22 protein-coding genes are annotated in these 22,638 nt (G+C 67.3%); 15 read left to right on the top strand and 7 right to left on the bottom strand.

Going from position 1 to position 22,638, the window contains the following annotated elements; all coding sequences use genetic code 11:
• Position 1: 1 nt before the first annotated feature.
• Positions 2-1,321, bottom strand: a complete 1,320-nt coding sequence (locus ACTHQX_RS10615) for an extracellular solute-binding protein (RefSeq protein ID WP_440157447.1) — start codon at positions 1,319-1,321, stop codon at positions 2-4.
• 262 nt (positions 1,322-1,583) lie between these two features.
• On the opposite strand from ACTHQX_RS10615, the gene ACTHQX_RS10610 reads away from it, so the two are divergent.
• The 5 genes from ACTHQX_RS10610 (at position 1,584) to ACTHQX_RS10590 (ending at position 6,481) form a co-directional block, all read left to right on the top strand.
• Positions 1,584-2,669: a LacI family DNA-binding transcriptional regulator gene (locus tag ACTHQX_RS10610; RefSeq protein WP_440157445.1), complete on the top strand. Its 1,086-nt coding sequence runs from the start codon at positions 1,584-1,586 to the stop codon at positions 2,667-2,669.
• 94 nt (positions 2,670-2,763) lie between these two features.
• On the top strand, positions 2,764-4,443 hold the full coding sequence (locus ACTHQX_RS10605; protein ID WP_440157443.1) for a sensor histidine kinase: 1,680 nt from the start codon (positions 2,764-2,766) through the stop codon (positions 4,441-4,443).
• 30 nt (positions 4,444-4,473) lie between these two features.
• Positions 4,474-5,292, top strand: coding sequence for an HAD family hydrolase (locus ACTHQX_RS10600; protein ID WP_440157441.1), 819 nt, complete (start codon positions 4,474-4,476; stop codon positions 5,290-5,292).
• 107 nt (positions 5,293-5,399) lie between these two features.
• On the top strand, positions 5,400-5,642 hold the full coding sequence (locus ACTHQX_RS10595) for a DUF2397 domain-containing protein (protein WP_236806226.1): 243 nt from the start codon (positions 5,400-5,402) through the stop codon (positions 5,640-5,642).
• A 20-nt stretch (positions 5,643-5,662) separates the two neighbouring features.
• Entirely contained in the window at positions 5,663-6,481 is an 819-nt protein-coding gene (locus tag ACTHQX_RS10590) for a glycerophosphodiester phosphodiesterase (RefSeq protein ID WP_440157439.1), read from the top strand.
• Here the strand turns inward: ACTHQX_RS10590 and ACTHQX_RS10585 are convergent.
• Positions 6,478-6,891 (bottom strand): hypothetical protein, encoded by a 414-nt coding sequence (locus tag ACTHQX_RS10585; protein WP_440157437.1) that lies wholly within the window; start codon positions 6,889-6,891, stop codon positions 6,478-6,480. The genes ACTHQX_RS10590 and ACTHQX_RS10585 overlap by 4 nt on opposite strands.
• Before the next feature lie 174 nt (positions 6,892-7,065).
• On the opposite strand from ACTHQX_RS10585, the gene ACTHQX_RS10580 reads away from it, so the two are divergent.
• The 3 genes from ACTHQX_RS10580 to ACTHQX_RS10570 all read left to right on the top strand — a co-directional run bounded on the left by ACTHQX_RS10580 (position 7,066) and on the right by ACTHQX_RS10570 (position 10,421).
• Complete coding sequence (locus ACTHQX_RS10580; RefSeq protein ID WP_440157435.1) at positions 7,066-7,323, top strand: DUF6480 family protein; 258 nt, start codon at positions 7,066-7,068, stop codon at positions 7,321-7,323.
• A gap of 26 nt (positions 7,324-7,349) precedes the next feature.
• Positions 7,350-9,224, top strand: a complete 1,875-nt coding sequence (locus ACTHQX_RS10575) for a thiamine pyrophosphate-requiring protein (RefSeq protein WP_440157433.1) — start codon at positions 7,350-7,352, stop codon at positions 9,222-9,224.
• A 72-nt stretch (positions 9,225-9,296) separates the two neighbouring features.
• Complete coding sequence (locus ACTHQX_RS10570; protein ID WP_236806231.1) at positions 9,297-10,421, top strand: glycerate kinase; 1,125 nt, start codon at positions 9,297-9,299, stop codon at positions 10,419-10,421.
• Here ACTHQX_RS10570 and ACTHQX_RS10565 read toward each other — a convergent pair.
• Positions 10,418-10,915: a DUF6328 family protein gene (locus tag ACTHQX_RS10565; RefSeq protein WP_440157431.1), complete on the bottom strand. Its 498-nt coding sequence runs from the start codon at positions 10,913-10,915 to the stop codon at positions 10,418-10,420. The two genes, ACTHQX_RS10570 and ACTHQX_RS10565, sit on opposite strands and share 4 nt — an antisense overlap.
• Before the next feature lie 176 nt (positions 10,916-11,091).
• Between ACTHQX_RS10565 and ACTHQX_RS10560 the strand changes: the two genes are divergently transcribed.
• The gene (locus tag ACTHQX_RS10560; protein WP_440157429.1) at positions 11,092-11,991 is read left to right on the top strand and encodes an SDR family oxidoreductase; all 900 of its coding nucleotides are present in this window, start codon (positions 11,092-11,094) and stop codon (positions 11,989-11,991) included.
• A 50-nt stretch (positions 11,992-12,041) separates the two neighbouring features.
• Positions 12,042-12,590 (top strand): hypothetical protein, encoded by a 549-nt coding sequence (locus tag ACTHQX_RS10555; protein ID WP_440157427.1) that lies wholly within the window; start codon positions 12,042-12,044, stop codon positions 12,588-12,590.
• Positions 12,591-12,630: 40 nt separating this feature from the next.
• Here the strand turns inward: ACTHQX_RS10555 and ACTHQX_RS10550 are convergent, their stop codons facing one another.
• Positions 12,631-13,983: a uracil-xanthine permease family protein gene (locus ACTHQX_RS10550; RefSeq protein ID WP_236806235.1), complete on the bottom strand. Its 1,353-nt coding sequence runs from the start codon at positions 13,981-13,983 to the stop codon at positions 12,631-12,633.
• A gap of 276 nt (positions 13,984-14,259) precedes the next feature.
• On the opposite strand from ACTHQX_RS10550, the gene ACTHQX_RS10545 reads away from it, so the two are divergent.
• Entirely contained in the window at positions 14,260-14,865 is a 606-nt protein-coding gene (locus tag ACTHQX_RS10545; RefSeq protein WP_440157425.1) for a malonic semialdehyde reductase, read from the top strand.
• Positions 14,866-15,083: 218 nt separating this feature from the next.
• Here ACTHQX_RS10545 and pgm read toward each other — a convergent pair whose 3' ends face one another.
• Positions 15,084-16,733, bottom strand: coding sequence for a phosphoglucomutase (alpha-D-glucose-1,6-bisphosphate-dependent) (pgm, locus tag ACTHQX_RS10540; protein WP_440157423.1), 1,650 nt, complete (start codon positions 16,731-16,733; stop codon positions 15,084-15,086).
• Between the two features lie 400 nt (positions 16,734-17,133).
• Between pgm and ACTHQX_RS10535 the strand changes: the two genes are divergently transcribed.
• Together ACTHQX_RS10535 and ACTHQX_RS10530 are read left to right on the top strand one after the other, a co-directional pair.
• The gene (locus tag ACTHQX_RS10535; RefSeq protein WP_440157421.1) at positions 17,134-18,111 is read left to right on the top strand and encodes an NERD domain-containing protein; all 978 of its coding nucleotides are present in this window, start codon (positions 17,134-17,136) and stop codon (positions 18,109-18,111) included.
• Positions 18,112-18,198: 87 nt separating this feature from the next.
• The gene (locus tag ACTHQX_RS10530) at positions 18,199-18,756 is read left to right on the top strand and encodes a DUF4190 domain-containing protein (RefSeq protein ID WP_440157419.1); all 558 of its coding nucleotides are present in this window, start codon (positions 18,199-18,201) and stop codon (positions 18,754-18,756) included.
• A 9-nt stretch (positions 18,757-18,765) separates the two neighbouring features.
• Here the strand turns inward: ACTHQX_RS10530 and ACTHQX_RS10525 are convergent, their stop codons facing one another.
• Both ACTHQX_RS10525 and ACTHQX_RS10520 read right to left on the bottom strand, forming a co-directional pair.
• Positions 18,766-19,626 (bottom strand): phosphotransferase, encoded by an 861-nt coding sequence (locus tag ACTHQX_RS10525; RefSeq protein ID WP_440157418.1) that lies wholly within the window; start codon positions 19,624-19,626, stop codon positions 18,766-18,768.
• Between the two features lie 42 nt (positions 19,627-19,668).
• Positions 19,669-21,117 carry an amidase gene (locus tag ACTHQX_RS10520; RefSeq protein ID WP_440157416.1) on the bottom strand — a complete coding sequence of 483 codons (1,449 nt, stop codon included), beginning with the start codon at positions 21,115-21,117 and terminating at the stop codon, positions 19,669-19,671.
• A 122-nt stretch (positions 21,118-21,239) separates the two neighbouring features.
• Here ACTHQX_RS10520 and ACTHQX_RS10515 point away from each other — a divergent pair, with 122 nt between their 5' ends.
• Together ACTHQX_RS10515 and pheA are read left to right on the top strand one after the other, a co-directional pair.
• Positions 21,240-21,566, top strand: coding sequence for a rhodanese-like domain-containing protein (locus ACTHQX_RS10515; RefSeq protein WP_440157414.1), 327 nt, complete (start codon positions 21,240-21,242; stop codon positions 21,564-21,566).
• 53 nt (positions 21,567-21,619) lie between these two features.
• Positions 21,620-22,597, top strand: a complete 978-nt coding sequence (gene pheA, locus ACTHQX_RS10510) for a prephenate dehydratase (protein WP_440157412.1) — start codon at positions 21,620-21,622, stop codon at positions 22,595-22,597.
• The last annotated feature ends 41 nt before the right edge of the window (positions 22,598-22,638 follow it).

Below are 22,638 nucleotides of genomic sequence, written 5' to 3'. Positions count from 1 at the left end.
GTTACTTCTCCACCGTCGCGTTCATGGTGTCCACAAACTGCTGGGGGGTGATCTTCTTCAGGAAGATCTGGTCCAGGTTCGAGAGCATGGCGTCTCCCTGGGCGGGGCTAAGTGCCTGGTCCCAGGACATGGTGAACGTCGGCGCGTCCTTGGCCAGGCCATAGGCGAAGGTCAGGAAGTCCTTGTCCGGGGATGCCTCCAGCTTGGACTCGATGCCCTTGACCACCGGCACGGCACCGGAGTCGATCAGGTCCTGCGTGTTCTTTTCAGTGAACATGCCGTCCTTGATGTAGTTCAGTGCCGCTTCCTTCTGGGCGTCGGTGGCCTTGGAGGACACTGACCAGAAGTTGGAGGGGTTGCCGACGACGTTGCCCGGGTCACCCTTGCCGCCGGAGACGGTGGGGAACGAGGTGAAGCCGAGCTTGCCGCTGCTCACAAAGTTCCCGGCGTCCTTCTTCATGCCCTGGTAGATCCAGCCGCCCTGCAGGATCATGGCAGCCTTGCCCGTGTACAGGAGGGCCTGGTCCGCGCTGCTGTCGGCGGCGATGGAGGAGAAGCCGTTGATGAACCCGCCGGCATCGACCAGTTCCTGGATCTTGGTCAGCGCCTCCGTGACGGCCGGGTCAGACCAGGCATTGGGCTTGTTTGCGGCGATGTTTGCGAAGACTTCAGGGCCGCCGATGCGCTCAACCAGGTATTCGAGCCACATCAGGTTCGGCCACTTCGACTGGCCGGCCAGCGAAAACGGGGCAATGCCCGCGGCCTTGAACTTGGGCACCAGTGCCATCAGCTCGTCCCAGGTCTTGGGCGGCTGTGCGCCCACCTTCTCGAAGACTTCCTTGTTGTAGTACAGCACCACGGGCTGGGCGTTGTTGTTGGGGACGGCGTACGCCTTGCCGTTGATCTCACCGTTCTTCAGCACGGCCGGAAGGTAACGGTCCTTCACCTGCGGATTCTTCTCGAGGAACCCACTCAGGTCCTCAACCTGCCCCGCATCGACATAGGACTTGAGCACGCCGCCGCCCCAGCCGTATATGAAGGTGGGGCCCTGTCCGGCACCAATCGCAGTGCGGACCTTGGTCTTGTAAGCATCGTTGGCAAAGAACTCGACCTTGATGCTCTGGTCACTGTGCGCGCTGTTCCAGGCATCGACAGAGTTCTGCAGGGATGCCTGGTTCCCGCCGGTGAGACCCCACATTGACGCAGAGCCGGCGCTCACGGAGCCGCCGGCCGGACCGCTCGAGCCGCAGGCGGCGAGGGAAAGGGCCAGCGCACCGGCTGTGAGAGCTGTACCTGCAGTACGCAGTTTCAGAAATTTCATTAGTCTTCCGTTCATCCTTCGGGGGCGTCATTGGCTCCCAGGCTTGAAACCCCATCTCCGCTGCGAGACGGGAACGAATTGCAGTGCGGCTCTCGAAACTTTTCGATAACCGTTCGATACGATGTAAAGGTACTAGTGATCGCCATCACGGTCAAGAGCCTGCATAAAGCCGCGTATTGCCGGAAATTACCGCCGATAGTTGACGTGAGGGCGGCGGTAGGCAAGACTTCTAATCGCGAAACATTTCGAAAGGCGGTTGGTTGTGTCCCTCTCGACACCCCCGAAGAAAATGACCCTGGCAGCCATTGCCAGACTGACGGGAGTCTCCACGCCTACCGTCTCCAAGGTGGTGAATGGCCGCGAAGACGTAGCGGAAGAGACCCGCGCAAAAGTGCTCGCCGCGCTGGTGGACGCCGGCTACCAGTCCCCTATGCAGCGCCGGATCGCCTCCCCCGAGCCCTCAATCGTCGAAGTCTCCTTTGATGCCTTCACGCCGGCCTACTCCACAGCCGTCTTGAATGGGATCCTGGAATACGCGGCATCCGTGGGCGTGGAGGTCCTCATGAGCACCTCCAGCAGCGGGGCAGTTCCCGGTTTGAGCCCGGAAAAGCGGGCCGAACGGATGGTTGCCCACGGCAGGATAGGGCTGATCCTCGTGACTTCTGATTTCAGCGAGGCCCAGCTGACAGCCCTCAGGCGGCGGAACATTCCGGTGGCCGTGGTGGACCCTCTCAATCCTCCGCCGCCGGACGTTGTTAGTGTCGGCGCCACCAACTGGGCAGGCGGCAAGGCTGCCGCGGAGCACCTGCTCAAACTCGGGCACCGGGACATTGCCTATCTCGGCGGGCATGAGACGGCCGAGTGCAACCAGGCCCGGCTGCACGGCTACATGTCCGCCCTGGCCTCCGGCGGTGTGCAGGTGAATCCGGAATACATCATTCACGGAAAGTTCCGGACCCATCACGGCATAGAGGGACTCAGGCGACTGATTGCCCTGCCAAAACGGCCGACGGCGATCTTTGCCGGCAGCGACAGTGTTGCCGTTGGCGTGCTGCGGGAAGCCCGCCATCACGGCATCCGCATCCCCGAAGACCTCAGCCTGGTGGGCTTCGACGGGACAACGCTGGCGGAGGATGCCGTTCCGTCCCTGACCTCGGTTTCCCAGCCGCTGCACGAAATGGGAAGGGCGGCCCTGCGGGCTGTCCTGAGCCAGGCGCGGGGAGAAGAGCTTGACTCCCACCGTGTGGAGCTTGCCACCCAGTTGGTGGTCAGGGAATCCACCGCGCCGCCGCGAGAAGATGAACCGCGGAAAAATGTGCCTCGTAAAGATGGGATTATCTCGAGCTAGCCTCGGTCCGGCCACTTCCTGCGGGTTAGGCTGTGACCAGTGCCCTTCAAGCAGCCGGAGGCCTTACTTCATGCTGCTCCGGGGGAAAAGGCTGATGAGTCATTTACGGGCACCGGACGTGCGGCCGGAGCTACGGCCAGGCGGCGGCACCGGCGCTGAACTGGCTGACAGGGTGGATGCTTTTTTTGGCCGCCTTGGGGAGCGGGGCCGCGTCATTGTCCGGCAGTTGCCTCTTTCGGTGACTGTGGTGCTGGTGGTTGTAGCCGCCAAGGTCTTCCACCCTGAAACGCTGGCCGATCCACGCTTCCAGCTCGCCTTGCTGGCGCACACCGCCCTTTTTGTCCTCAGCGTTGCGGTGCCCTGGGGCAGACTCCCTAGGGGAGCCTACGCCGTCATTCCCGCGCTGGACTGTGTCGCCGTCGGTTTCACGCGGGAGGCCGGCGGTCCCAACTTCAACGTTTTGAGCCTCCTGCTGGTCTTTCCCGTGATCTGGCTGTCCGTGGACCGCAACCGGGCCGGCGTGGTCCTCGCCGTGGCAGGTGCCACGCTCAGCACTGTGCTGCCCGCGGCGGCGTTCGGAGCGGCGCCCACCCAGGGCTCTATGATCCGGACCATTTTCTTGCCCCTTGTCATGGCGGCCATCGCCGTCACCGCCCACGTGGTGGCGGGTGCCCTCTACCGCCAGCGCCAGACGCTGGTGAGGAAGGACGAGGCGCTCGCCGACACCGTCGCCGAGAGCATGCAGCGGCAGCGGCTCCTGGACGCCGTACTCTCCACCGTCAATGTTGGCGTGTGGGTGGTGGACCAGAACGGACAGGACGTCCTGACCAACAAAGCCCTTCGGAGCGACGCGGCGCTGTCCGGGCTGGCACCGTCAGCCAACCGGCCGCGGCTGTTCCAGGCTGATCGCGCTACTCCGCTGCCGCCGGAACGCTTCCCGACGGCGCGCGCGGCCGCCGGCGAGACGTTCACCGACGAGCTGTGCTGGGCAGGTGAGGGTGAGGATATGCGCGCGTACTCCGTCACAGCCCGCACCATGGTTTCCACGAACGGAACCCACGCCGGCGCGGTGATCACCTTCGCCGAAGTCACGGCACTGATCCGCGCCCTGTCGGCCAAGGACAACTTCGTGGCCACCGTCTCCCATGAGCTCCGTACCCCGCTGACGTCCATCCTCGGCTACCTCGAACTGGTCCTCGACGAGCCCGGCCACGGGGACATCGAGGAGGAACTGCGGATCGTGCAGCGCAACGCCAACCATCTGCTCGGCCTTGTGAACGATCTGATTGCCGTTGCCTCGGAGCGGGTGGAACTGACCCTGCAGGAGGCCGACGTGGCCAGCCTGCTGGCTGGCGTGGTGGCCTCCTCGCATGCGAAGGCCACCGTCAGCGGTGTGGAACTGGTCCTCGACCTCGAGGAGCCCCTGAACGCCCGCATCGATCCCGGCCGGATCAGCCAGGTTTTCGGCAACCTGGTGTCCAATGCGATCAAGTTCTCGCCTGACGGGGGAAGGGTCACGGCCCGTGCCCACCGGGCCAACCGCCACGTTGTCTGTTCGATCGCAGACACCGGCATCGGCATGGACCGTCAGGAGCAGGAGCAGGCGTTCACCAAGTTCTTCCGGTCCGCGCGCTCGCGTGAAACGGCCATCCCCGGCGCAGGCCTGGGACTGCCGATCAGCAAGACCATCGTCGAGGGCCATGGCGGCTCGATCAGCCTTAGCAGTGTGCCGGGCAGAGGAACCACGGTGACGGTGAGCCTCCCCGTCTCCTGAGCATGCGCACGGCCCACGTAAACTGGCAGCATGCGGTTGGTAGCGAGTGACATAGACGGAACGATCCTTGGGCACGACGGGAAAATCAGTGACCGCACCATCCGGGCCTTCCACGCCTGCCGGAAAGCCGGCGTCGAACTTGTCTTTGTCACCGGCCGCCCGCCGCGCTGGCTGCACCCGCTCGAGGAGCAGCTGGGCCACACCGGCACCGTGATCTGTTCCAACGGCGCCGTGGTGTGGGACCTCGAGGCGGACAAGGTTGTCTCGGCGCAGACCATGGCCATCGACGACATCTTCGAAATCCGGCGGATCATCAAGAAGGTGCGCCCCACCGCCCTCTTCGCCGCCGAAACCCTCACCGGCTTCCACCTCGAACCCGGCTTCATCGAAAACGGCTCAGGCGAGCTGCTCTCCGAGTTCACCCCGGCCCCGCTGGCCTCGACGCTCACCGCGGAAGACGCCGTCGTCAAGTTCCTGGCCATCGTCCGCGAAGGCACCGCCGACGACTTCCTCGCAGAGGTGGGCCCCGCCGTCGGAAACCTGGCCTCGGTGACGCACTCGGCGCCCACCGTCGCCATGCTGGAGCTCGCGGTGCCGGGGATCAACAAGGCCGTCACCCTCGCCGACTACGCCGCCTCGCTGGGCATTGATGCCGCGGACGTCGTGGCGTTCGGCGACATGCCGAACGACATTGAGATGCTCCGCTGGGCTGGCCACGGCTACGCCATGGCCAGTGGACACCCGGAAGCGATCCGGGCCGCCGGCCAGCAGGCGCCGCATTTTGACGACGACGGCGTGGCCCAGATTCTCGAGGAAAAGCTCGCCGCGCTGGGCCTCCAGCTGCCGTAAGGCTGCCGTCGCCCGCCTGCCACCGAACTCGCGGCTGGCGGTCAACTGGCGTTCATGTCAGCACCATAGGGTGTGGCCTGTTGGGTGAGTGACCGATAGGGGACATCGTGGCCAGGAAAAAGACCAAAAATACAGTCGAGGTTCCGCTGCGTCCCGTGGAGCCGGCCCCGCACTGGTCGGCCCTGCGTGAGGGGGACCGGGTCAGCGTGTTGCTTGCGCCGGGATTCGAAACCGGCGGCCGCGTCTCGGCCGTCACGCCGGACCGCACCGTGGTGTGGGTGGATCTCGACGGCGGCCGCGGCCGCACCCTGCTCCACTGCAGCGACGGCGTGGAGATCCTGCCCGCCTGAGGCTGGTCTAAGCTTCGGGGATGACGGGAACCTTGCCTTACTTTTCCGCGCCCGGCCCTGAACCAGGGGCGGGCCGGCCGGTGGCCATGGCCCACAGGGGATTCTCCCTGGCCGGTCTGGAGAATTCGCTGGCAGCATTCCGGGCCGCCGTCGAGCTTGGCTATTCCCACCTGGAGACGGACGTGCACACCACGTCCGACGGCGAGCTGCTCCTCTTCCACGACCGCACCCTGGACCGGGTTACGGACGGCCACGGCAGGATCCATGACTTCATGGCGGACGACTTGCGGCGGGTGCGGATTGGCGGGACGGAACCCGTGCCAACGTTCGACGAACTTGTGGCGGCGTTTCCGGAGGCGCGTTTCAACCTGGACGTCAAGGACTGGCACTCCGTCCCCAGCATCGTGGCCGCGATCGAGCGCCACCAGGTCCACGAGCGCGTGCTGATCGCCAGCTTCTCCGACCGCCGGCGCCGCGCGGTCCTGCAGCAGCTCAGCCGCAGGACCGCATCATCGGCTGGGACCTTTGCGAATGCCCTCTTCCTGGTGCTGGGGCCACTGCTGTCCGTTCGCGGGCTGGCCTTCCCGGCGCGGACGGTGCTGCGCCGGGCGTTGCGCGACGTTGACGCCCTGCAGGTGCCGGTCCGCTACCGGGCCGTGCCCGTCGTCACGGCGGGATTTGTCCGCCGGGCGCATGAGCTGGGGCTGTACGTGCACGTCTGGACCATCAATGACCCCGCCGAGATGAGCCGGCTGCTGGACCTCGGCGTGGACGGCATCGTCTCCGACCGCGCCGACCTGCTGAAGGAAGTCCTGCAGGCGCGCGGGCAGTGGCGCTAGCCCTGTTCCTCCGGATCCGGTTCGGGCAGCCCGGCCGGGCCGGGTACGCTGCGCGCTGCCTCTCCGGCGTCCGTGGTGCCGGCCGCGCCGATGCGGCCGGACGTCGCGCTTCCGGCTGAGTCCTCGGCTGACTCGTCCGTTCCGGACCCGCCGGAGGCGCCTGCCGCGCCTTGCCCCCCGCTCGCCTCGGTGCCCGGGCCCTGCGGCGTGTAGGTCGTGTGCACACCTGACCGCGGGCCGGCGTCGCCATCCCTGGCGTTGGAGCCTTCGCTGATGGAGGAGTGCACCTGGATGTCCTCGTCGGACGCTCCTGGCTCGGGCGCGTGGGCGTCGTCCGTGGGATCGGACGTCTGCCCCAGGTCCTCCATCGCGTTTTCCGCTGCTTTGCCAATGCTGTCGCCGATTCCCATCAGTTTGCTCCTTCGAAACGTTCCGGCCGGGCCGGACTGTGCGGCATCTGACTGTTCCAGAATTATCAGTATGCTTACAATTAGTCCAGTGTTGCCGGGGCCCCGGCAGCCTGAGCCCGTTACCTAAGTCCGTCGCCACGCCGGCGCACCTGTTCCAAGGAGGACCGCAGGACCATGAGCACCTACCATCCCGAAAATGACCCGGCCAATCCGGACCGCGACGCCGCCAAGACAGGTGAAGCCGGAACAGGCGAAGCCGGAACCGGCGAAGCCGGAACCGGTGACGCCGCCCGCGGGGACTCGGCCGCCACGCCCAACCCCGACCCGTTGAACGGCAACGTCACGGGCCTGGAGCCTGGTGGGGGAGTGCCGCCCGGCGAGACGCCTCCCGCAGAAGACCAGATGAGCGGGGACCAGGGGCACGACGAATAGCGGAACAACTATAAAAGGAGTGTGCGATGGCTGACCGGCTGGTTGCCGACGTAATGGTGGAGCGCCTCAAAGCCTGGGGCGTCAACAGGGTCTTCGGCTACAGCGGGGACGGCATTAACGGTTTCATGGGCGCGCTGCGCCGTAGTACGCAGGGCGACGGCGGAACCGACAGCGGCGACAGCGCCGACGGCGGCGGCAGGGAAACCGGCGTCGAATTCGTTCAGGCGCGGCACGAGGAAACGGCGGCATTCATGGCCGTCGGGCACGCGAAGTACACCGGTCGGGTGGGCGTGGTGACGTCCACCCAGGGGCCGGGCGCCGTGCACCTCCTCAACGGGCTCTATGACGCCAAGCTGGATGGTGTCCCCGTGGTGGCCATCATCGGCCAGCAGAGCCGCAGCGTGCTGGGGTCGGCCTACATGCAGGAAATCGACCTGCTCACACTTTTTAAGGACGTGGCGGCGCAGTTCGCGCAGATGGTCAGCACCCCGGAGCAGCTTCCCATGGTGCTGGACCGCGCCTTCCGCACCGCCCTCGAAACCCGCACCCCATGCGTTGTGATTGTCCCGCACGACATCCAAAAGGCCCCGGCCCCCGAGCTCGACCAGGAGCACGGCATCATCGTCACCGCGCCCGAATGGCAGCCCGCGCGGGTGCTGCCCCACGATGACGACCTGGCCAGGGCTGCCGAGGTGCTGGGAGCCGGCAGTAAGGTGGCGTTCCTGGTGGGCCAGGGCGCCAAGACCGCCCAGGCCGAGGTGGTGGCCCTGGCGCAGCAGCTGGACGCCGGCATCACCACCAGCCTCCTGGGCAAGCCGTACATGGATGAGACGCTGCCATTTGCGGCGGGCACCATGGGGCATCTCGGGTCCACCGCCAGCGCTCACCTGATGGGGAACTGCGACACCCTCCTGATCGTCGGCTCCAACGATCCCTGGACCGAGTTCTATCCGAAACCCGGGGCCGCCCGGGCCGTCCAGGTGGACATCGACGGGCGGAAGGTCGGCAACCGGTACCCCGTGGAAGTTGGTCTCGTTGGCGACGCTGCCGAAACCCTTGCCAGGCTGGCGGAGCTGCTGAAGGGCGCCGGCGGGCAACCGGATGGGAACCCGCAAGCTCAGGCCCGCAAGCAGTGGCGGACCGAAGTGGAGGAGGAGGTCCGCAGCTGGCGCGACCTTTCCGAGGAGCGTTCCCGCGTCCCGGCCAGCCCCGTCAACCCTGAACTCGTGGTCCGCGAGCTCAGCGGCAGGCTCCCGCACAACGCCCAGGTGAGTGTCGACGTCGGGAGCTGCGTCTACTGGTACGCGCGCCAGCTGACCCTGCCGGCGGGAGTCCCGGCGCACCTTTCGGGGACGCTGGCCAGTATGGGCTGCTCGGTCCCGTATGGGATCGCGGCCAAGCTGGCCCGGCCGGACAGACCCGTCGTCGCCCTGGCCGGCGACGGTGCCATGCAGATGGCAGGCATCGCCGAGCTGGTCACCGTGGCGCACCGGTGGCGGCGGTGGTCCGACCCCCGCTTTGTGGTGTGCGTGTTCAACAACAGGGATCTGGCCGAGGTCACGTGGGAGCAGCGCGAGACCGAATCCGAGCCGCGGTTCCCGGACAGCCAGGAAATCCCCGACTTTCCCTACGCCGGTTATGCGGAGCTGCTGGGGCTGACCGGCATCCGCGTCGATTCCCCGGAGCAGCTCGCCGATGCCTGGGACCGGGCGCTCGGCGCGGAACGTCCGGTGTTGATCGAGGTCCTGACCGACCCGGACGTGCCCCTCCTGCCGCCGTTCCCGGCGGGCGCCGAAAAGCTGGACGGCATGCGCTCCGCGCTCTCCGAGGAAGGCGAAGCCGGGAAGGGTGCGGCGGCGCTGCTGGACATCTACGCGGGGCAGGAGGAGTCGCGCAGCTGACCGCCCGGACTGTGTGACTTCCATTACGCGTCCGGCAAGCGTATTCCCGATTGGAAATGGCAGGATGGGGGCATGCGAATCCTCATTGCCCCGGACAAGTTCAAGGGATCACTCACCGCCGTCGAAGCCGCCGCCGCCATCGCCGAGGGCGCACTCCGCGTCTACCCGGACGCCGTGACCACCCAGTTCCCGGTGGCCGACGGCGGCGAGGGAACCCTGGAAGCCGCCGTCGCCGCCGGCTATGAGGAGCGGATCAACGCCGTCGTAGGTCCCATTCTTGCCCCGATCGGCGCGGCCTGGGCCCTCCGAAAGGACCGGTCCGGAGCCACCACCGCAGTGATTGAAACGGCGCAGGCTTCCGGCCTGGCCCACATGGAGCCGACGCCGGAGAACTCGCTGCGCGCGCACAGCTACGGCTGCGGGCAACTCATCGCCGCCGCGCTCGACGCCGGCGCCACCGAAATCGTACTGGGCGTCGGCGGCTCGGCCATGACCGACGGCGGCAGCGGCGCCCTGCGCGCGCTGGGCCTCAAGCCGCTCGACGCCGCCGGGAACGTGGTGCCGCTGGGCGGCGGGTCCCTGGCTGACGCCGTTTCCCTGGATGTCTCCGGGCTGGATCCGCGGCTGTCCGCCGTCACGTTCCGGATCGCCGTCGACGTCCAGAGCCCGCTCTACGGCACCACCGGTGCCGCGCACGTCTTCGGCCGCCAGAAGGGCGCAGACGACGACGCCATTGAGAAGCTCGACGCCGGCCTGCGCAACTGGGCATCCCTCGTCCGGGAGGCGACGGGCCGCGACGTGAACGTTCCGGGCGCCGGTGCGGCCGGCGGCTTCCCGGCGTCGTTCCTTGCCTTCACCCAGGCCACGCTGGAAGGCGGCTTCGCCTTGGTGGCCGCGCTCACGGGACTGGCCGAACGGCTGGCCGACGCCGACCTGGTAATCACCGGCGAGGGTTCCATGGACTCGCAGTCGCTCACGGGGAAGGCGCCGATCGCGCTCGCGGAGGCCGCCCGGGACCGCGGCATTCCGGTGGTGGCCGTGGCGGGACGGATCACGGTCACGCCGGAGGAACTGGCCGAGCATGGTGTGGTGGCTGCGGCGCAACTGCTGGACGTCGCGCCCAGCCCGCAAGATGCCATGTCCGACGCCGGCAAATACCTCGCGTGGGCCACCCGGCAGGTGCTGGAAGGGGCCTAGCCGCCCTCTTTGGCGGCCCTCCGGTGCAGGTGCACGGGAACGTAGGCCAGGAGGATGGCCAGCACAGCGAGAAGCACGCCGCCGGCGATAAGGCCCACCGTGCGGCCTGCCGTAACGTCGAACACCAGCGCAGCGGTTCCCACGCTGAGGGTGGCCACCCCGCCCAGGGCGATCTTGGTGATGTTGTCGGCGCTGGTCACGAGGGTTGCTTTGAGCCGTTTCCGGAACAGCCGACGGTGGACGCTGACGGGCAGGAGGATAAACGCGGTGGTCAGCGCGGCAAGGGCCACGTTCACAAGATAGAGCGTGACCTGGAAGTCATCGAGAGACTCAAAGCGCTGCTGGAACGGCAGGGTCAGCAGGAAGCCGGCAAGGATCTGGACGCCCGTCTGGAGGACTCGCAGCTCCTGGATCAGTTCCATCCAGTTCCGGTCCAGCTGCTCCTCGCGCGTCTCATTTCTGCCGCTGCCAGCCGGGGCGTCCGGATCGGTCATGAGCCCTCCTCTGTCTGGCCCGCAGCGGGCGTGCTTGCTCCAACCTAGGCTCAAGTGCGTCCCTATTTCAACAAATACTAAGTTTGCTGACTAGTTTTGCGTCGGGCGGTGGACTTGCTCCTCAAACCTGCGTTAGGTTCGAACAACCCGCAGCCGACAACGTGAGCAGGTGGAAGATGACCGACCCAGCCAAGCAGTCCGACCAGCCCGGTGACCCCCGGGGAACGTACCACTCAGGGCCCTTTCCGGAGCAGGAGCAGAAGCAGCCGGGCCTGACCGCGCCTATGGATCCGCAGCCGGACCATGGCGAGCTGAGTTACGAGGGAAGCGGGGCGCTGGAGGGCAAGGCGGCGCTCATCACGGGCGGCGACTCCGGAATCGGCAAGGCGGTGGCCATCGCCTTCGCACGCGAGGGGGCCGACGTCGCCATTTCCTATCTTCCCGAGGAGGAGGACGACGCGCAGGACACCGCCGAATGGATCCGCAAGACCGGCCGGCGGGCACTGCTCCTCGCCGGTGACGGCAGGAACGAGGACTTCAGCACATCGATCGTCGAGGACGCCGTTGCCGAGTTTGGCCGGCTCGACGTGCTGGTGCTGAACGCCGCGTACCAGAAGAACCGCGACAGCCTTGAGTCCCTGCCCACCGAGGAGTTCGACCGCGTCTTCAAAACCAACCTGTACTCGCTGCTCTGGACAGCCCGCGCAGCGGTGCGGCACCTGGAGGCCGGCGCCTCGATCATCACCACGGCCTCCATTCAGGCATTCAATCCGTCTCCGGGGCTCATTGACTACGCCATGACCAAAGCGGCCCAGGTGGCCTTCACCAAGGCCCTCGCCCAGGAACTGGGACCCAAGGGAATCCGCGTCAACGCCGTGGCGCCCGGGCCCATCTGGACCCCGCTGATCCCAGCCACCGAATGGCCGGACAAGCTGCCCAAGTTCGGCCAGGACACCCCGTTGCAGCGCGCCGGACAGCCCGCCGAGCTCGCCCCCGCCTACGTTCTGCTGGCGTCCGACGCCGGTTCTTACATGTCCGGGGCGGTGGTTCCCGTCACCGGTGGCAAGGGCCTTTGAGTTTCCAGTAATTCCCAGCCAAGCAATTCCCCACCAAGCAGGAGGAACAGATGAGCCAGGACAACCAGCACGCAGCCCCTGAAGAGGAAGCGGGAGGCTACGGAACGCCCACCGCGGAGCAGGAAGCCGGCGGCCAGCAGTTTGCCCAGCCCCGCGAGGAGGAAGACTTCGACGCCGCGGGCCTGAACCAGAACAGCCCCGAGGGAGAGACCTTCCAGACCGGCACGCCGAACCTCAGCCACTTCGCCGAGGAGGACCAGGACAGCTCGGGCGAACCCGGGGCCGGGCGTTTCGGCGGAACCGACGACCAGCTCCACGCCGAGGGTGAAAGCAACGTGGCTGGCTTTGACCCGGTCCCCGGTGAGTCGCCGCTGCCGCGCGATCCGGACGCCTCGCCCGGGGCCGGCGCCGAGGACGGGGACACGGCCGTGCCCTCGGCGGACGCTGAGATCGACGAGGGCAACGCCGACAACTCCGGCGCCGGGCAGTTCTCCTCGGAGCCCGGGCAGGAGGCGGCGGGCATTCCGGACGGCAGTGGCAACGATCTGCCGAAGGAACAGTCACCAAACGACGACGACGAAACGTTCGACGCCGGGTAAGTACGTCGCAGACTGTTTTCGGAGGCAGTCCGGGAAGCGTTTACCGCTTCTTGGGCTGCCTCTTTGCTGCGGCGTTGATGGCTGCCTTGGCGGCTGGCGGCAGGCCCTGCTGCTCGGTCTCGGGCTCGGCAGCGGTGCCGCGTGCCTTCGCGATGGCCTTCATACCGTGGTAGATCACCAGAGCCGCGGCGGATCCGAGCGCGATGCCCGTGAACTTCAGGTCACCCACGGCCCAGGTGTAGTCCGCTATGCCGATGATGAGGGAAACTGCGGCCGTGGTCAGGTTGACCGGGTTCGAAAAGTTCACCTTGTTCTGGACCCAGATCTTCACGCCGAGGATCCCGATCATGCCGTACAGCATGGTGGCGGCGCCGCCCAGTACGCCGGGCGGGACAGTGGCGATCAGTTCGCCGAACTTCGGCGAAAAGCTCAGCAGGATGGCGAAGATGCCGGCCACCCAGTAGGCGGCGGTGGAGTAGACCTTCGTGGCCGCCATGACGCCGATGTTTTCCGCGTACGTGGTGGTGCCCGAACCGCCGCCGAAGCCGGCAAGCACCGTGGCGGCGCCGTCTGCCATCAGGGCCCGGCCGGAGACGCCGTCCAGGTTCTGGCCGGTCATGGCGGACACCGACTTCACGTGGCCGATGTTCTCGGCCACCAGCACCAGGACCACCGGCACGAACAGGCCCAGCACGCCGATGTGGAACTCGGGCGTCTGGAAGTGGGGGAGGCCTACCCAGGCGGCGGCGTCCATCTTGTCGTAGCTCACCTCGCCGCGGAGCATGGCCACCAGGTAGCCCACCAGCACGCCCACCAGGATGCTGAGGCGGCCGATGATCCCGCGGAACAAGACGCTGACCACGATGATGGTGGCCAGCGTAATCAGCGCGGTCACGGGGGCGGCGTCGAAGTTGTTCTTGGCGGCAGGAGCCAGGTTTAGCCCGATCAGGGCCACGATGGCGCCCGTCACGATTGGCGGCATCAGCCTGTTGATCCAGCCTGCGCCGAACTTCTGCACGATCGCGCCGATCACCGCGAGGCCGGCGCCGGCCAGCACCACGCCGCCCAGCGCCCCCGGCACTCCGAACTGCTGCTGGGACGCCGTGATGGGCGCGATGAACGCAAAGCTCGAGCCAAGGTAGCTGGGAACGCGGCCCTGGGTGATCACGAGGAACAGGAGTGTGCCGATGCCGGAGAAGAAGAGCGTGGTGGCCGGCGGCATTCCGGTGATGATGGGCACCAGGAAGGTGGCGCCGAACATGGCCACAACGTGCTGCATGCCCACGCCGATGGTGATGGGCCACGCGAGCCGTTCGCCGGGAGCCACCACCTCGCCCGGACGTACGGCTTTGCCATTGCCGTGCAGCTTCCATTTGATTCCGAGCATGCTCATTGGCGGGGCCTTTCGGAGGGGAGTGCGCCCGCTCGCCGGGCTGGATCTTCAGGAGCAAGAATACCCCGCCGGACGCGGGCATGAGAGGGCTTCCGGCCAACAGCCGCTGCGGCACTGTGCAGCCAGCAAAGGGACGCCGCGGTGTGCGGAACGTCACGCCGCTGATTTGCCCGTTCCGGGAAGAGCGCGCCTCCCAAGTCGGTTGAACCCAACGAAAGCAACCAGGACTGCCCGACGCCGCCCGCCAGGGATGTCGGCCTAGTGAAAGGGGCGCGAATGACAATCGCCCACGAAGAAGCAGTGATCGATTCCGCCGCCGTGGATGCAATCTTTGCCGAAGCCCGCACCGCCAACGCGTTCACCGGCGAGGTTAGCGAGCAACAGGCCCGCGCCATCTACGAACTGACCAAGTTCGGCCCCACGGCCTTTAACTCCCAGCCGCTGCGCGTCACCTACGTGCGCTCGGAGGAAGCCCGCGCGAAGCTCGTGGCCACGCTGTCCTCGGGGAACCGGGCCAAGACGGTCTCCGCGCCCCTCGTGGCGATCCTCAGCTACGACACCGCCTGGCAGGAGCAGTGGGACAACTTCCTCCCCGGCTACAACGCCCCCAAGGCCATGTACGACGCCGCACCGGACCTGGCCGTCGCCACGGGCAACAACAACGCCCACCTGCAGGCCGGTTACTTCATCCTGGCCGTCCGCTCGCTCGGCTTCGCCGCTGGCCCGATGACCGGCGCTGACTTCTCCGCTATCGACGCGGAGTTCTTCCCGGCAGGCGACCAGAAGAGCTTCCTGGTGGTGAACATCGGCCAGCCCGGCCCCGAGGCCTGGGGTGAAGCAAAGCCCAAGTTCGCCTACGAGGACGTGGTCCGCACGGTATAAGTGACGGGTTGCGGACAGCCTCCGGACACGGAATGCCTCCGGCAATATGGGGGACATTCCGGAGGCATTCTGGACAGTATTTCTGCAGTTCAAAACTGCAAGGCATGCATCCGGGCCACTTCCAATGGTAGTCCTGTTTGGACTTCTTGAGCATAAGAAAGCGCCAGATGGCCAACAGCCATCCGGCGCTTTCTTGTTCCTGGGAACCCAGTAAATTCCTAGGAAATGACCCCGTCCACCAGCGCCTTGGCCTCGGCCTGGACCTGCTTGAGGTGGTCGGCGCCCTTGAAGGACTCGGCGTAGATCTTGTAGACGTCCTCGGTGCCGGAGGGGCGGGCCGCGAACCACGCGTTCTCGGTGACCACCTTCAGTCCGCCGATGGACGCGCCGTTGCCCGGCGCCTCGGTCAGTTTTGCCGTGATGGCCTCGCCTGCCAGTTCCGTCGCAGTGACGTCCGACGACGATAGCTTGCCCAGCGCCGCCTTCTGGTCCCGCGTCGCGGCGGCGTCGATCCGTGCATACACCGGGGCGCCGAACTGGTCCGTGAGGCCCTTGTAGAGCTGCGACGGCGACTTTCCGGTGACGGCGGTGATCTCCGAGGCCAGCAGCGCCAGCAGGATGCCGTCCTTGTCCGTGGTCCAGACGCTGCCGTCGCGCTTGTTGAAGGAAGCGCCGGCGGACTCCTCGCCGCCGAATGCACCTTCACCGGAAAGCAGGCCGGGGACAAACCACTTGAAGCCCACGGGCACCTCCACGAGCTTGCGGCCCAGGCCGCCCGCCACGCGGTCGATGATCGAGGAGGACACGAGGGTCTTGCCCACAACGGAGTTCGGGTTCCAGCCGCTGCGGTTGCGGTACAGGTAGTCGATGGCCACCGCGAGGTAGTGGTTGGGGTTCATCAGTCCGCCGTCAGGGGTAACGATGCCGTGCCGGTCGGCGTCGGCGTCATTCCCGGTGGCGACGTCGAAGGCGGTGCCTTCAGACATCCGGTTGATTAGGGAGGCCATGGCCGACGGCGAAGAGCAGTCCATCCGGATCTTCTCGTCCCAGTCCAGGGTCATGAAGGCCCACTGCGGGTCCACCGTGGGGTTGACCACCGTGAGGTTCAGCTGGTGGCGTTCGCCGATCTCACCCCAGTAATCCACGGACGCGCCGCCCATGGGGTCGGCCCCGATCCGGACGCCGGCGTCGCGGATGGCGTCCAGGTTCAGGACGGACGGCAGGTCGTCCACATAGCTGCTGAGAAAATCGAACTTTCCGGTGGTTTCGGCCTCGAGGGCCTGGGCCAGCGGAATCCGCTTCACGCCGCGGAGCCCGTTCTCCAGCAGTTCGTTGGCGCGGTTGGCGATCCAGCCCGTCGCGTCGGTGTCGGCGGGGCCGCCGTGCGGTGGGTTGTACTTGAAGCCGCCGTCGGCCGGCGGGTTGTGGCTGGGGGTGACAACAATGCCGTCAGCCTGCGGTGCTCCGGCGGGGGCGTTGTTGTTGTACGTGAGGATGGCATGGCTCAGGGCCGGGGTGGGGGTGTAGCCGTGCCGCGCGTCGATGAGGACGTTCACGCCGTTTGCGGCCAGCACCTCAAGGGCGGAGTTCTGGGCCGGTTCGCTCAGCGCGTGGGTGTCTTTGGCCAGGAACAGCGGGCCGGTGATGCCCTCTCCGGCGCGGTACTCCACGATCGCCTGCGTGATTGCCACGATGTGCGCCTCGTTGAAGGACGCTTTCAGGCTTGATCCGCGGTGCCCGGAGGTTCCGAAGGCCACGCGCTGGCCGGGATCCCCCAGGTCAGGCTTGACGTCGTAGTACGCGTCGAGCAGTGCGGTCAGGTCTACAAGGTCTTGGGGTTGGGCAACTGTGCCCGCTCGGCTAGCCATGGCACCAGCATGCCAGACGACGGCGAAGGGCAACACGGAGTGTCCGGAATCCGGCCCCTGTGACGCAGAATGTCACGAATTTTCCGGGCTACTTGCATTTGTCCGGGACAAAAAACTGAGTAGTGCCGGAAAAGTACTTATATACCTGCCACTGAGGGGGCTGTTACGTTCAAACGGCAGGAACACCGGGTGTGATGAACGACGCCGGGCGTCCGGACCAGCGGAAACGTCCCGGCTGCCTGTGGCTGAATTTGAGCCGTGCCATCCGCGGGAGGGTAATTCCGCCCGCCGCCGTGGCCGGTAATTGGTCCGGCTATTGGGCCGGGAAAGTTTACGGCCGGGTGTTCGGTCGAATTGGGCCGGTCATTTGGAAGACGAGCGAGCAATGCAGAGGTGAACAATGGGGGCTGGAGATGCAGCATTCGAACGGACGAGGCTTGCCTCCGAACGGATCGCGCGGCTGAAGCGCGACCTCGCCCCCGGCGGCGGGGGCCCGGCTGAGGGCGCGGGCTTCGGCCCCGCCGGCCAGGCTGGACCGAGCAAAGCCGGAGTGGTCCCTGTTGGTTCCGGCCATGTTGGTTCCGGCCCTGTCAGTGCGGGCGCCATGGGTGCGGAGCAAAGCAGCCATCTGGTGGCTGAAAGGCTTGCCGAACTGGGGCCTTACGGTTGGTTCGTGCTGCACGAGGTCCATTGGCCCGGCCGCCCGTTGGCGCGGCTGGAGCAGGTGCTGGTGGGACCCGGCGGTGTGGTGGTGGTCAGCGCCAAGAACTGGTCCGGCCACGTCGACGTCGTGGACGGCGTGCTCTGCCAGAACGGTCATGACCGGTTCCCCGCGGTGGAGACGGCGCTGGCGCAGGCAGCCGCGGTGGCCGCAGTCCTGCCGCCGCCGTGGCGGAGGCTGGTCCGCTCGCTGATCTGCCTGACAGCCCAGCCGGAGCTGCAGGGCACCACTGGCTCAGGCATCGAGGTGCGGGGGATCGACTGCATGGTGGCCGCCATATCCGGCCTGCCGGATGTGCTGGATGCACCTTCGGCCCTGTTGCTCTACGCACAACTCGGGCAACTCCTCACCCGTCCTCAGGTGCCGGAAGCCGGCACCGTCCGAAACCCTGCGTACCGCCCAGCCACGGGCAGCGGCGCAGGCCGTACGGGCACCCAGGGAGCGGATGACGCGAACACGTCCGGGGCAGCGCTCCGGCGTCCGGCCCACCAGCGTCCAGCCCACACGCGTCCGGCGCCACCGCGCTACCGGTATGGCCAGGATCGCCGGCCGGGTACCGTGCTGCGGGTGGTGGGACGTTCGCTCGTCGCGGGTCTCGTTTCAGCGGCACTGCTGGCGCCGCCCCTGCGGCTGTTGTGGGAGCTGCTCCCCAAGTAGGGCCAGCCAGCGCCCGGATCAGATCCCCGGCGTAAACCGCCGGGGACGGCGGTAATGTTCTGTTGAGGACAGAATGAGGGGATTTCCATGACAGAGCAGCGTCCCGGAACCGGCGACGAGCCGAAACCGGACACCCACCAGCAACCGCAGTACGGTCAACAACAGGGTTCGGACATTCCGGCCCCGCCGTTGTACGATCCGCCGCTGTATACCCCGCCAGGCCAGCAGTTCGGCGGCCAGCAGTTCGGCGGGCAGCACGGCGACGCTGGCGCCGGCGGTGCCTACGGACAGCCGGCGAGCCCCTACAGTCAGCAGTACGGGCAACCATATGGCCAGCAATACAATCAGCAGTACTCCAGCCCGTACGGCCAGCCGCCGTACTACGGTGCAGCGCCCCAGCCTAAGGGCCTCAGCATTGCCAGCCTGTGCTGCGGCATTGCCGTATACCTGGGCTTCGGGGTGTTCATCCTGCCGCAGCTGGCTGCCGTGATCCTGGGCCACATGGCGCTGGGGCGGGAACCCTCAGGCCGCGGCTTCGCCATTGCCGGCCTGGTGATGGGGTATCTCGGCCTCGCCCTGACGGTCCTCGCGATTGTGGGGCTGGCCATCCTGGCGAGCGTCGCGCGGACGTCCAGCACTATCTGAAGCCCAGGACTACCTGAAGCCCAGATGGTCCGTCAGTGCTGCCGTCAGCCTGGCCTCGTTGTCCTCGAGCCACTGCCGGCGTCGGCTGATCACTTCGCCAACTCCGCCGCGCCACATGCGTGCCCAGCCTCCTCCGAGGTACCGGGCGTTATGCTCCATGCGTTCGAGCGAGAGCTCCGCGGCCTCCGCTCCGAACTGCGGAAGCCGCCGTCGTTCTTCCGGAGTCCAGCCGTAGGCGTCAGCGAAAATCCTGAGCCGCCGGAAGGGATCCGCCGTTTCCCAGCCGGCCCAGGCATCAGCCGGATCCCGCAACGGAACCCAGTGCATGGCAGTGTTGAAGGAATCCTTAAATGCGGTGCTCGGTCCGGCGAGGTCGAAGTCGATGAGTCCTGTGGCGAGGCCCCCGCGGACCACAACGTTCTGCGGGGTCACATCGAGGTGGCAGACCAGCCTGCCCGGATCCTGCCGGACCGGCCGCGGCGGGAACGGATGCCTGGCCGGGGTAAATCCCGCGGATGCCGCGTGCAGCCGGCGCAGCAGGTGGGCCACGGAGCGCAGCAGATCCTCGGACTGCGCCCACTGTTCAGGCACGGCGCCGGCACATGTGCCCGGAAGGAATGTGAGCACATCACGGCCCGCGCTGTCCCGGCCGAGGAATCTGGGGGAGCCCTCGAAGCCGGCGTCCTCCAGCCAGTCCAGGTAGTCCGCCACGGCGTGGCTTTGCAGCTGGTGCGGGCGGCGCACCGTCCCGCCAACCCGCACCACGCCATTGGTGACGTCGCCTGCCGGCAGGAATTCGACGTCGGTCTCCTCGCCTGGAGCAGGGATGTAGATGCGGTTCTCGACAGGGAGGCGCGTTCTGCGATCCACCCGGCAAGCGTACGCCTGGGCGATGGAAGCCCGGGGATGCGCTCAGAACCCCAGCTGGGCTGCCACCTGCAGGAGCAGCGCCTCCGAGCCGGGCCGGCCGATCAGCTGGATGCCCATCGGCAGCCCTGTTCGCGGGCCGCCTCCGGTCCAGTGCACGGGGACACTGATGGCCGGAAGGCCGCATACATTGACCATGGACGACCATGGCGCGAACTCGCACTGCCTGCGGTAGTCGCCGTCGGCGTCGCCCGCCCATTCCGACGCCGGCCACCGGCCGTCCCCGTGGCCCGTCCCGGTGAACCAGCCCACCGGGCGCGGCGTCTGGGCCAGTGCAGGCGTCAGGATCAGGTCCCAGGCTGAGTACTGCGCCAAGGTGTCGCGCTCGAATTGCCGCAGGAACGCCAGGCATTCGTTGAGCTTGGCGGCGCTCCGCTGCTGCGCGCGCCGCCGGAAGGTGCGCGTCAGCGGCGTCAGCAGGGCCTCGCGGTGCGGCGCGATCCGGGCAGCACCAACTCCTGCCGTCCAGGCGGTGGTGAACGCGTCGGGGTAACGGTTGTCGTACCGGATCGCAGCCTCGGCGACGTCGTGCCCGGCGCCGGTGAGCAGCCGGACGCCGGCGTCCAGCGCATCCAGCGCCTCCGGGTCCGGGGTGAACGGGAAAATCCCGGCCCAGGGGCTGTCCAAGGTGACGCCGATCCGCAGCGAATCAGGCGCGCGGCCTACGGCGTCCAGGTAGCTCGGTCCGTCCGGTTTACCCGGGCCGTTGGGGGCCAGCACATCCAGCAGCAATGCGGCGTCGGCCGCAGAGCGTGCCAGCGGCCCGGCCACCACGAGGCAGGCAGGGTCGCCGCTGCTTTCGCCCGCCGGGACCACGCCCCGGCCGGGTTTCAGGCCCAGCAGGCCGCATGCCGCCGCGGGGATCCGGATCGATCCGCCGCCGTCGGTACCGGGGGCGAACGGCACCAGTCCCGCCGCCACGGCAGCGGCGCTGCCGCCGGAGGAACCGCCCGAGCTCCTGCTCAGGGCAAAGGGATTGCGCGACGGCGGTGCAATGCGGTTTTCGCTGTAGGCCGTCAGCCCGAATTCTGGTACCTGCGTCTTGCCGACGGAGATGGCACCTGCGCCCCTGAGGGCTGCGGCGAGGGCGCCGTCGGCCGGTGCCGGACGGCGGTCCAGCGCTGCGCTGCCGTGGGTGGTGACCACGCCGGCAACATCGGTGAGGTCCTTGAAGGCGACCGGCATCCCGTGAAGCGCCGGGAGCGGCTGGTCCGGGTGCCGCCGGGCGAACAGAGCGTCGGCGGCAGCGGCCTCGGCCATCGCCCTCGGCCCGGTGACGGTGATGAAGGCCCCCAGCCTCGGGTTCGATTCCTCGATCCGCGCCAGGAAATGCGCCGTGACTTCGCGGGCGGAGAGCTCTCCGGAACGCAGTGCTGCGCTCAGCTGCACCGCCGGCAGGCGGTGGATGTCAGCGAGGCGGTGTGGGGCGGACACTGTGCTCCTTTGCGGCGGCTCGCGGGCTTCGGACCAGCGTAACCTGTGCCGGCCGAGGGGTACGGGGTGCTGTGCTGGCGATACGCTGGAGTCAAGAGCTTGAGGCCAAGGAGAGGACTCCCATGAGCGACTTCGATACCGTCACCGTGAAGGACGTCCCCGCGGACGCCACCATCCTGGACGTGCGGGAGGACTACGAATGGGCAGCCGGGCACGCCGAGGGCGCCCTGCACATCCCCCTGGACCAGCTGCCCGGCAAGCTGGACGACCTCGACCCGGACGAGGACTTGTACGTCATCTGCCGGACCGGCGGGCGTTCCTTCCGGGCAGCCCAGTGGCTGGTGGGCCAGGGGTATACGGCGGTCAACGTCGCCGGCGGGATGGACCAGTGGCTGGAATCCGGCAAGCCGCTGGTGTCCGACAACGGCCTTAGGCCCGTGGTTCTGTAGACCGGCCCGCCGTCACCTGCGCAACGCCCGTCCATACCCGCAAAGGAATACCCATGCCCGCCCGCCGCACCTATACCTTCCTCGGACCTGAGGGCACTTTTACGGAGGCGGCGCTCCTGCAGGTTCCGGATGCGGCCGAAGCCGTGCGCATCCCCTCCTCCAACGTGAACGCGGCGCTGGACCGGGTGCGGGACGGATCGGCCGATGCTGCGATGGTGCCCATCGAGAACTCGGTGGAGGGCGGCGTCACGGCCACCTTGGATGCCATTGCCTCCGGACAGGAACTGCGGATCATCCGTGAGGCCCTCGTGCCTATCAGTTTTGTGCTGGTGGCGAGGCCCGGCGTCGAACTTTCCCGGATCCGCCGGATCTCCACGCACGGGCACGCGTGGGCGCAGTGCCGGCTGTGGGTCGACCAGCATATTCCCGGCGCAGAATACGTCCCGGGTTCCTCAACAGCTGCTGCTGCGATGGGCCTGCTGCAGGACAACGCGCACTACGACGCCGCGATCTGCGCGCCCATAGTAGCCGCTGAGCAACCGGGCCTGCAGGTGCTGGCCGAGAACATCGGGGACAATCCGGGCGCGGTGACCCGGTTCATCCTGGTGAGCCGTCCGGGCGTCCTGCCGGTCCGGACCGGCGCGGACAAGACAACGGTCGTGGTGCCCCTTCCTGAGGACCGGCCGGGCGCGCTGATGGAAATCCTGGACCAGTTCGCCACCCGTGGGGTTAACCTGAGCCGCATCGAGTCCCGGCCCACCGGGCAGTACCTGGGGCACTACTTCTTCAGCATCGACGCCGACGGACACGTCGGCGATGCCCGGGTGGCGGACGCCCTCGCCGGCCTGCACCGCATCAGTCCCGCCACGCGGTTCCTCGGTTCCTACGGCCGTGCCGATGCGCAGGCGCCCGTGGTGCCCGAGCACACGTCCGACGACGCATTCCGGGCTGCGCATGCGTGGGTCAAAGGGATACTCGGCGGCGAATCCCCGGGCCCAGAATTGCCGGTGGAAGCTTCGCCGTCAGCGTAGATAAATGCCCTTCGGGGCACTTCCCTGCAAATGTTGCTGTG

Origin of the sequence: Arthrobacter sp. SAFR-023 (genome assembly GCF_051965295.1) — a bacterium.
Taxonomy (GTDB): Bacteria; Actinomycetota; Actinomycetes; order Actinomycetales; family Micrococcaceae; genus Arthrobacter.
Note: the sequence above shows the minus strand (reverse complement) of the source record. Positions and strands in the feature narration are given on the sequence as shown.

Bases quoted from the DNA above. Each gene is read 5' to 3' on its own strand.
- ACTHQX_RS10615 (WP_440157447.1), bottom strand. From the start codon at position 1,321: ATGAAATTTCTGAAACTGCGTACTGCAGGTACAGCTCTCACAGCCGGT.
- ACTHQX_RS10605 (WP_440157443.1), top strand. From the start codon at position 2,764: ATGAGTCATTTACGGGCACCGGACGTGCGGCCGGAGCTACGGCCAGGC.
- ACTHQX_RS10600 (WP_440157441.1), top strand. From the start codon at position 4,474: ATGCGGTTGGTAGCGAGTGACATAGACGGAACGATCCTTGGGCACGAC.
- ACTHQX_RS10590 (WP_440157439.1), top strand. From the start codon at position 5,663: ATGACGGGAACCTTGCCTTACTTTTCCGCGCCCGGCCCTGAACCAGGG.
- ACTHQX_RS10585 (WP_440157437.1), bottom strand. From the start codon at position 6,891: ATGGGAATCGGCGACAGCATTGGCAAAGCAGCGGAAAACGCGATGGAG.
- ACTHQX_RS10580 (WP_440157435.1), top strand. From the start codon at position 7,066: ATGAGCACCTACCATCCCGAAAATGACCCGGCCAATCCGGACCGCGAC.
- ACTHQX_RS10575 (WP_440157433.1), top strand. From the start codon at position 7,350: ATGGCTGACCGGCTGGTTGCCGACGTAATGGTGGAGCGCCTCAAAGCC.
- ACTHQX_RS10570 (WP_236806231.1), top strand. From the start codon at position 9,297: ATGCGAATCCTCATTGCCCCGGACAAGTTCAAGGGATCACTCACCGCC.
- ACTHQX_RS10565 (WP_440157431.1), bottom strand. From the start codon at position 10,915: ATGACCGATCCGGACGCCCCGGCTGGCAGCGGCAGAAATGAGACGCGC.
- ACTHQX_RS10560 (WP_440157429.1), top strand. From the start codon at position 11,092: ATGACCGACCCAGCCAAGCAGTCCGACCAGCCCGGTGACCCCCGGGGA.
- ACTHQX_RS10555 (WP_440157427.1), top strand. From the start codon at position 12,042: ATGAGCCAGGACAACCAGCACGCAGCCCCTGAAGAGGAAGCGGGAGGC.
- ACTHQX_RS10550 (WP_236806235.1), bottom strand. From the start codon at position 13,983: ATGAGCATGCTCGGAATCAAATGGAAGCTGCACGGCAATGGCAAAGCC.
- ACTHQX_RS10545 (WP_440157425.1), top strand. From the start codon at position 14,260: ATGACAATCGCCCACGAAGAAGCAGTGATCGATTCCGCCGCCGTGGAT.
- pgm (WP_440157423.1), bottom strand. From the start codon at position 16,733: ATGGCTAGCCGAGCGGGCACAGTTGCCCAACCCCAAGACCTTGTAGAC.
- ACTHQX_RS10535 (WP_440157421.1), top strand. From the start codon at position 17,134: ATGGGGGCTGGAGATGCAGCATTCGAACGGACGAGGCTTGCCTCCGAA.
- ACTHQX_RS10530 (WP_440157419.1), top strand. From the start codon at position 18,199: ATGACAGAGCAGCGTCCCGGAACCGGCGACGAGCCGAAACCGGACACC.
- ACTHQX_RS10515 (WP_440157414.1), top strand. From the start codon at position 21,240: ATGAGCGACTTCGATACCGTCACCGTGAAGGACGTCCCCGCGGACGCC.
- pheA (WP_440157412.1), top strand. From the start codon at position 21,620: ATGCCCGCCCGCCGCACCTATACCTTCCTCGGACCTGAGGGCACTTTT.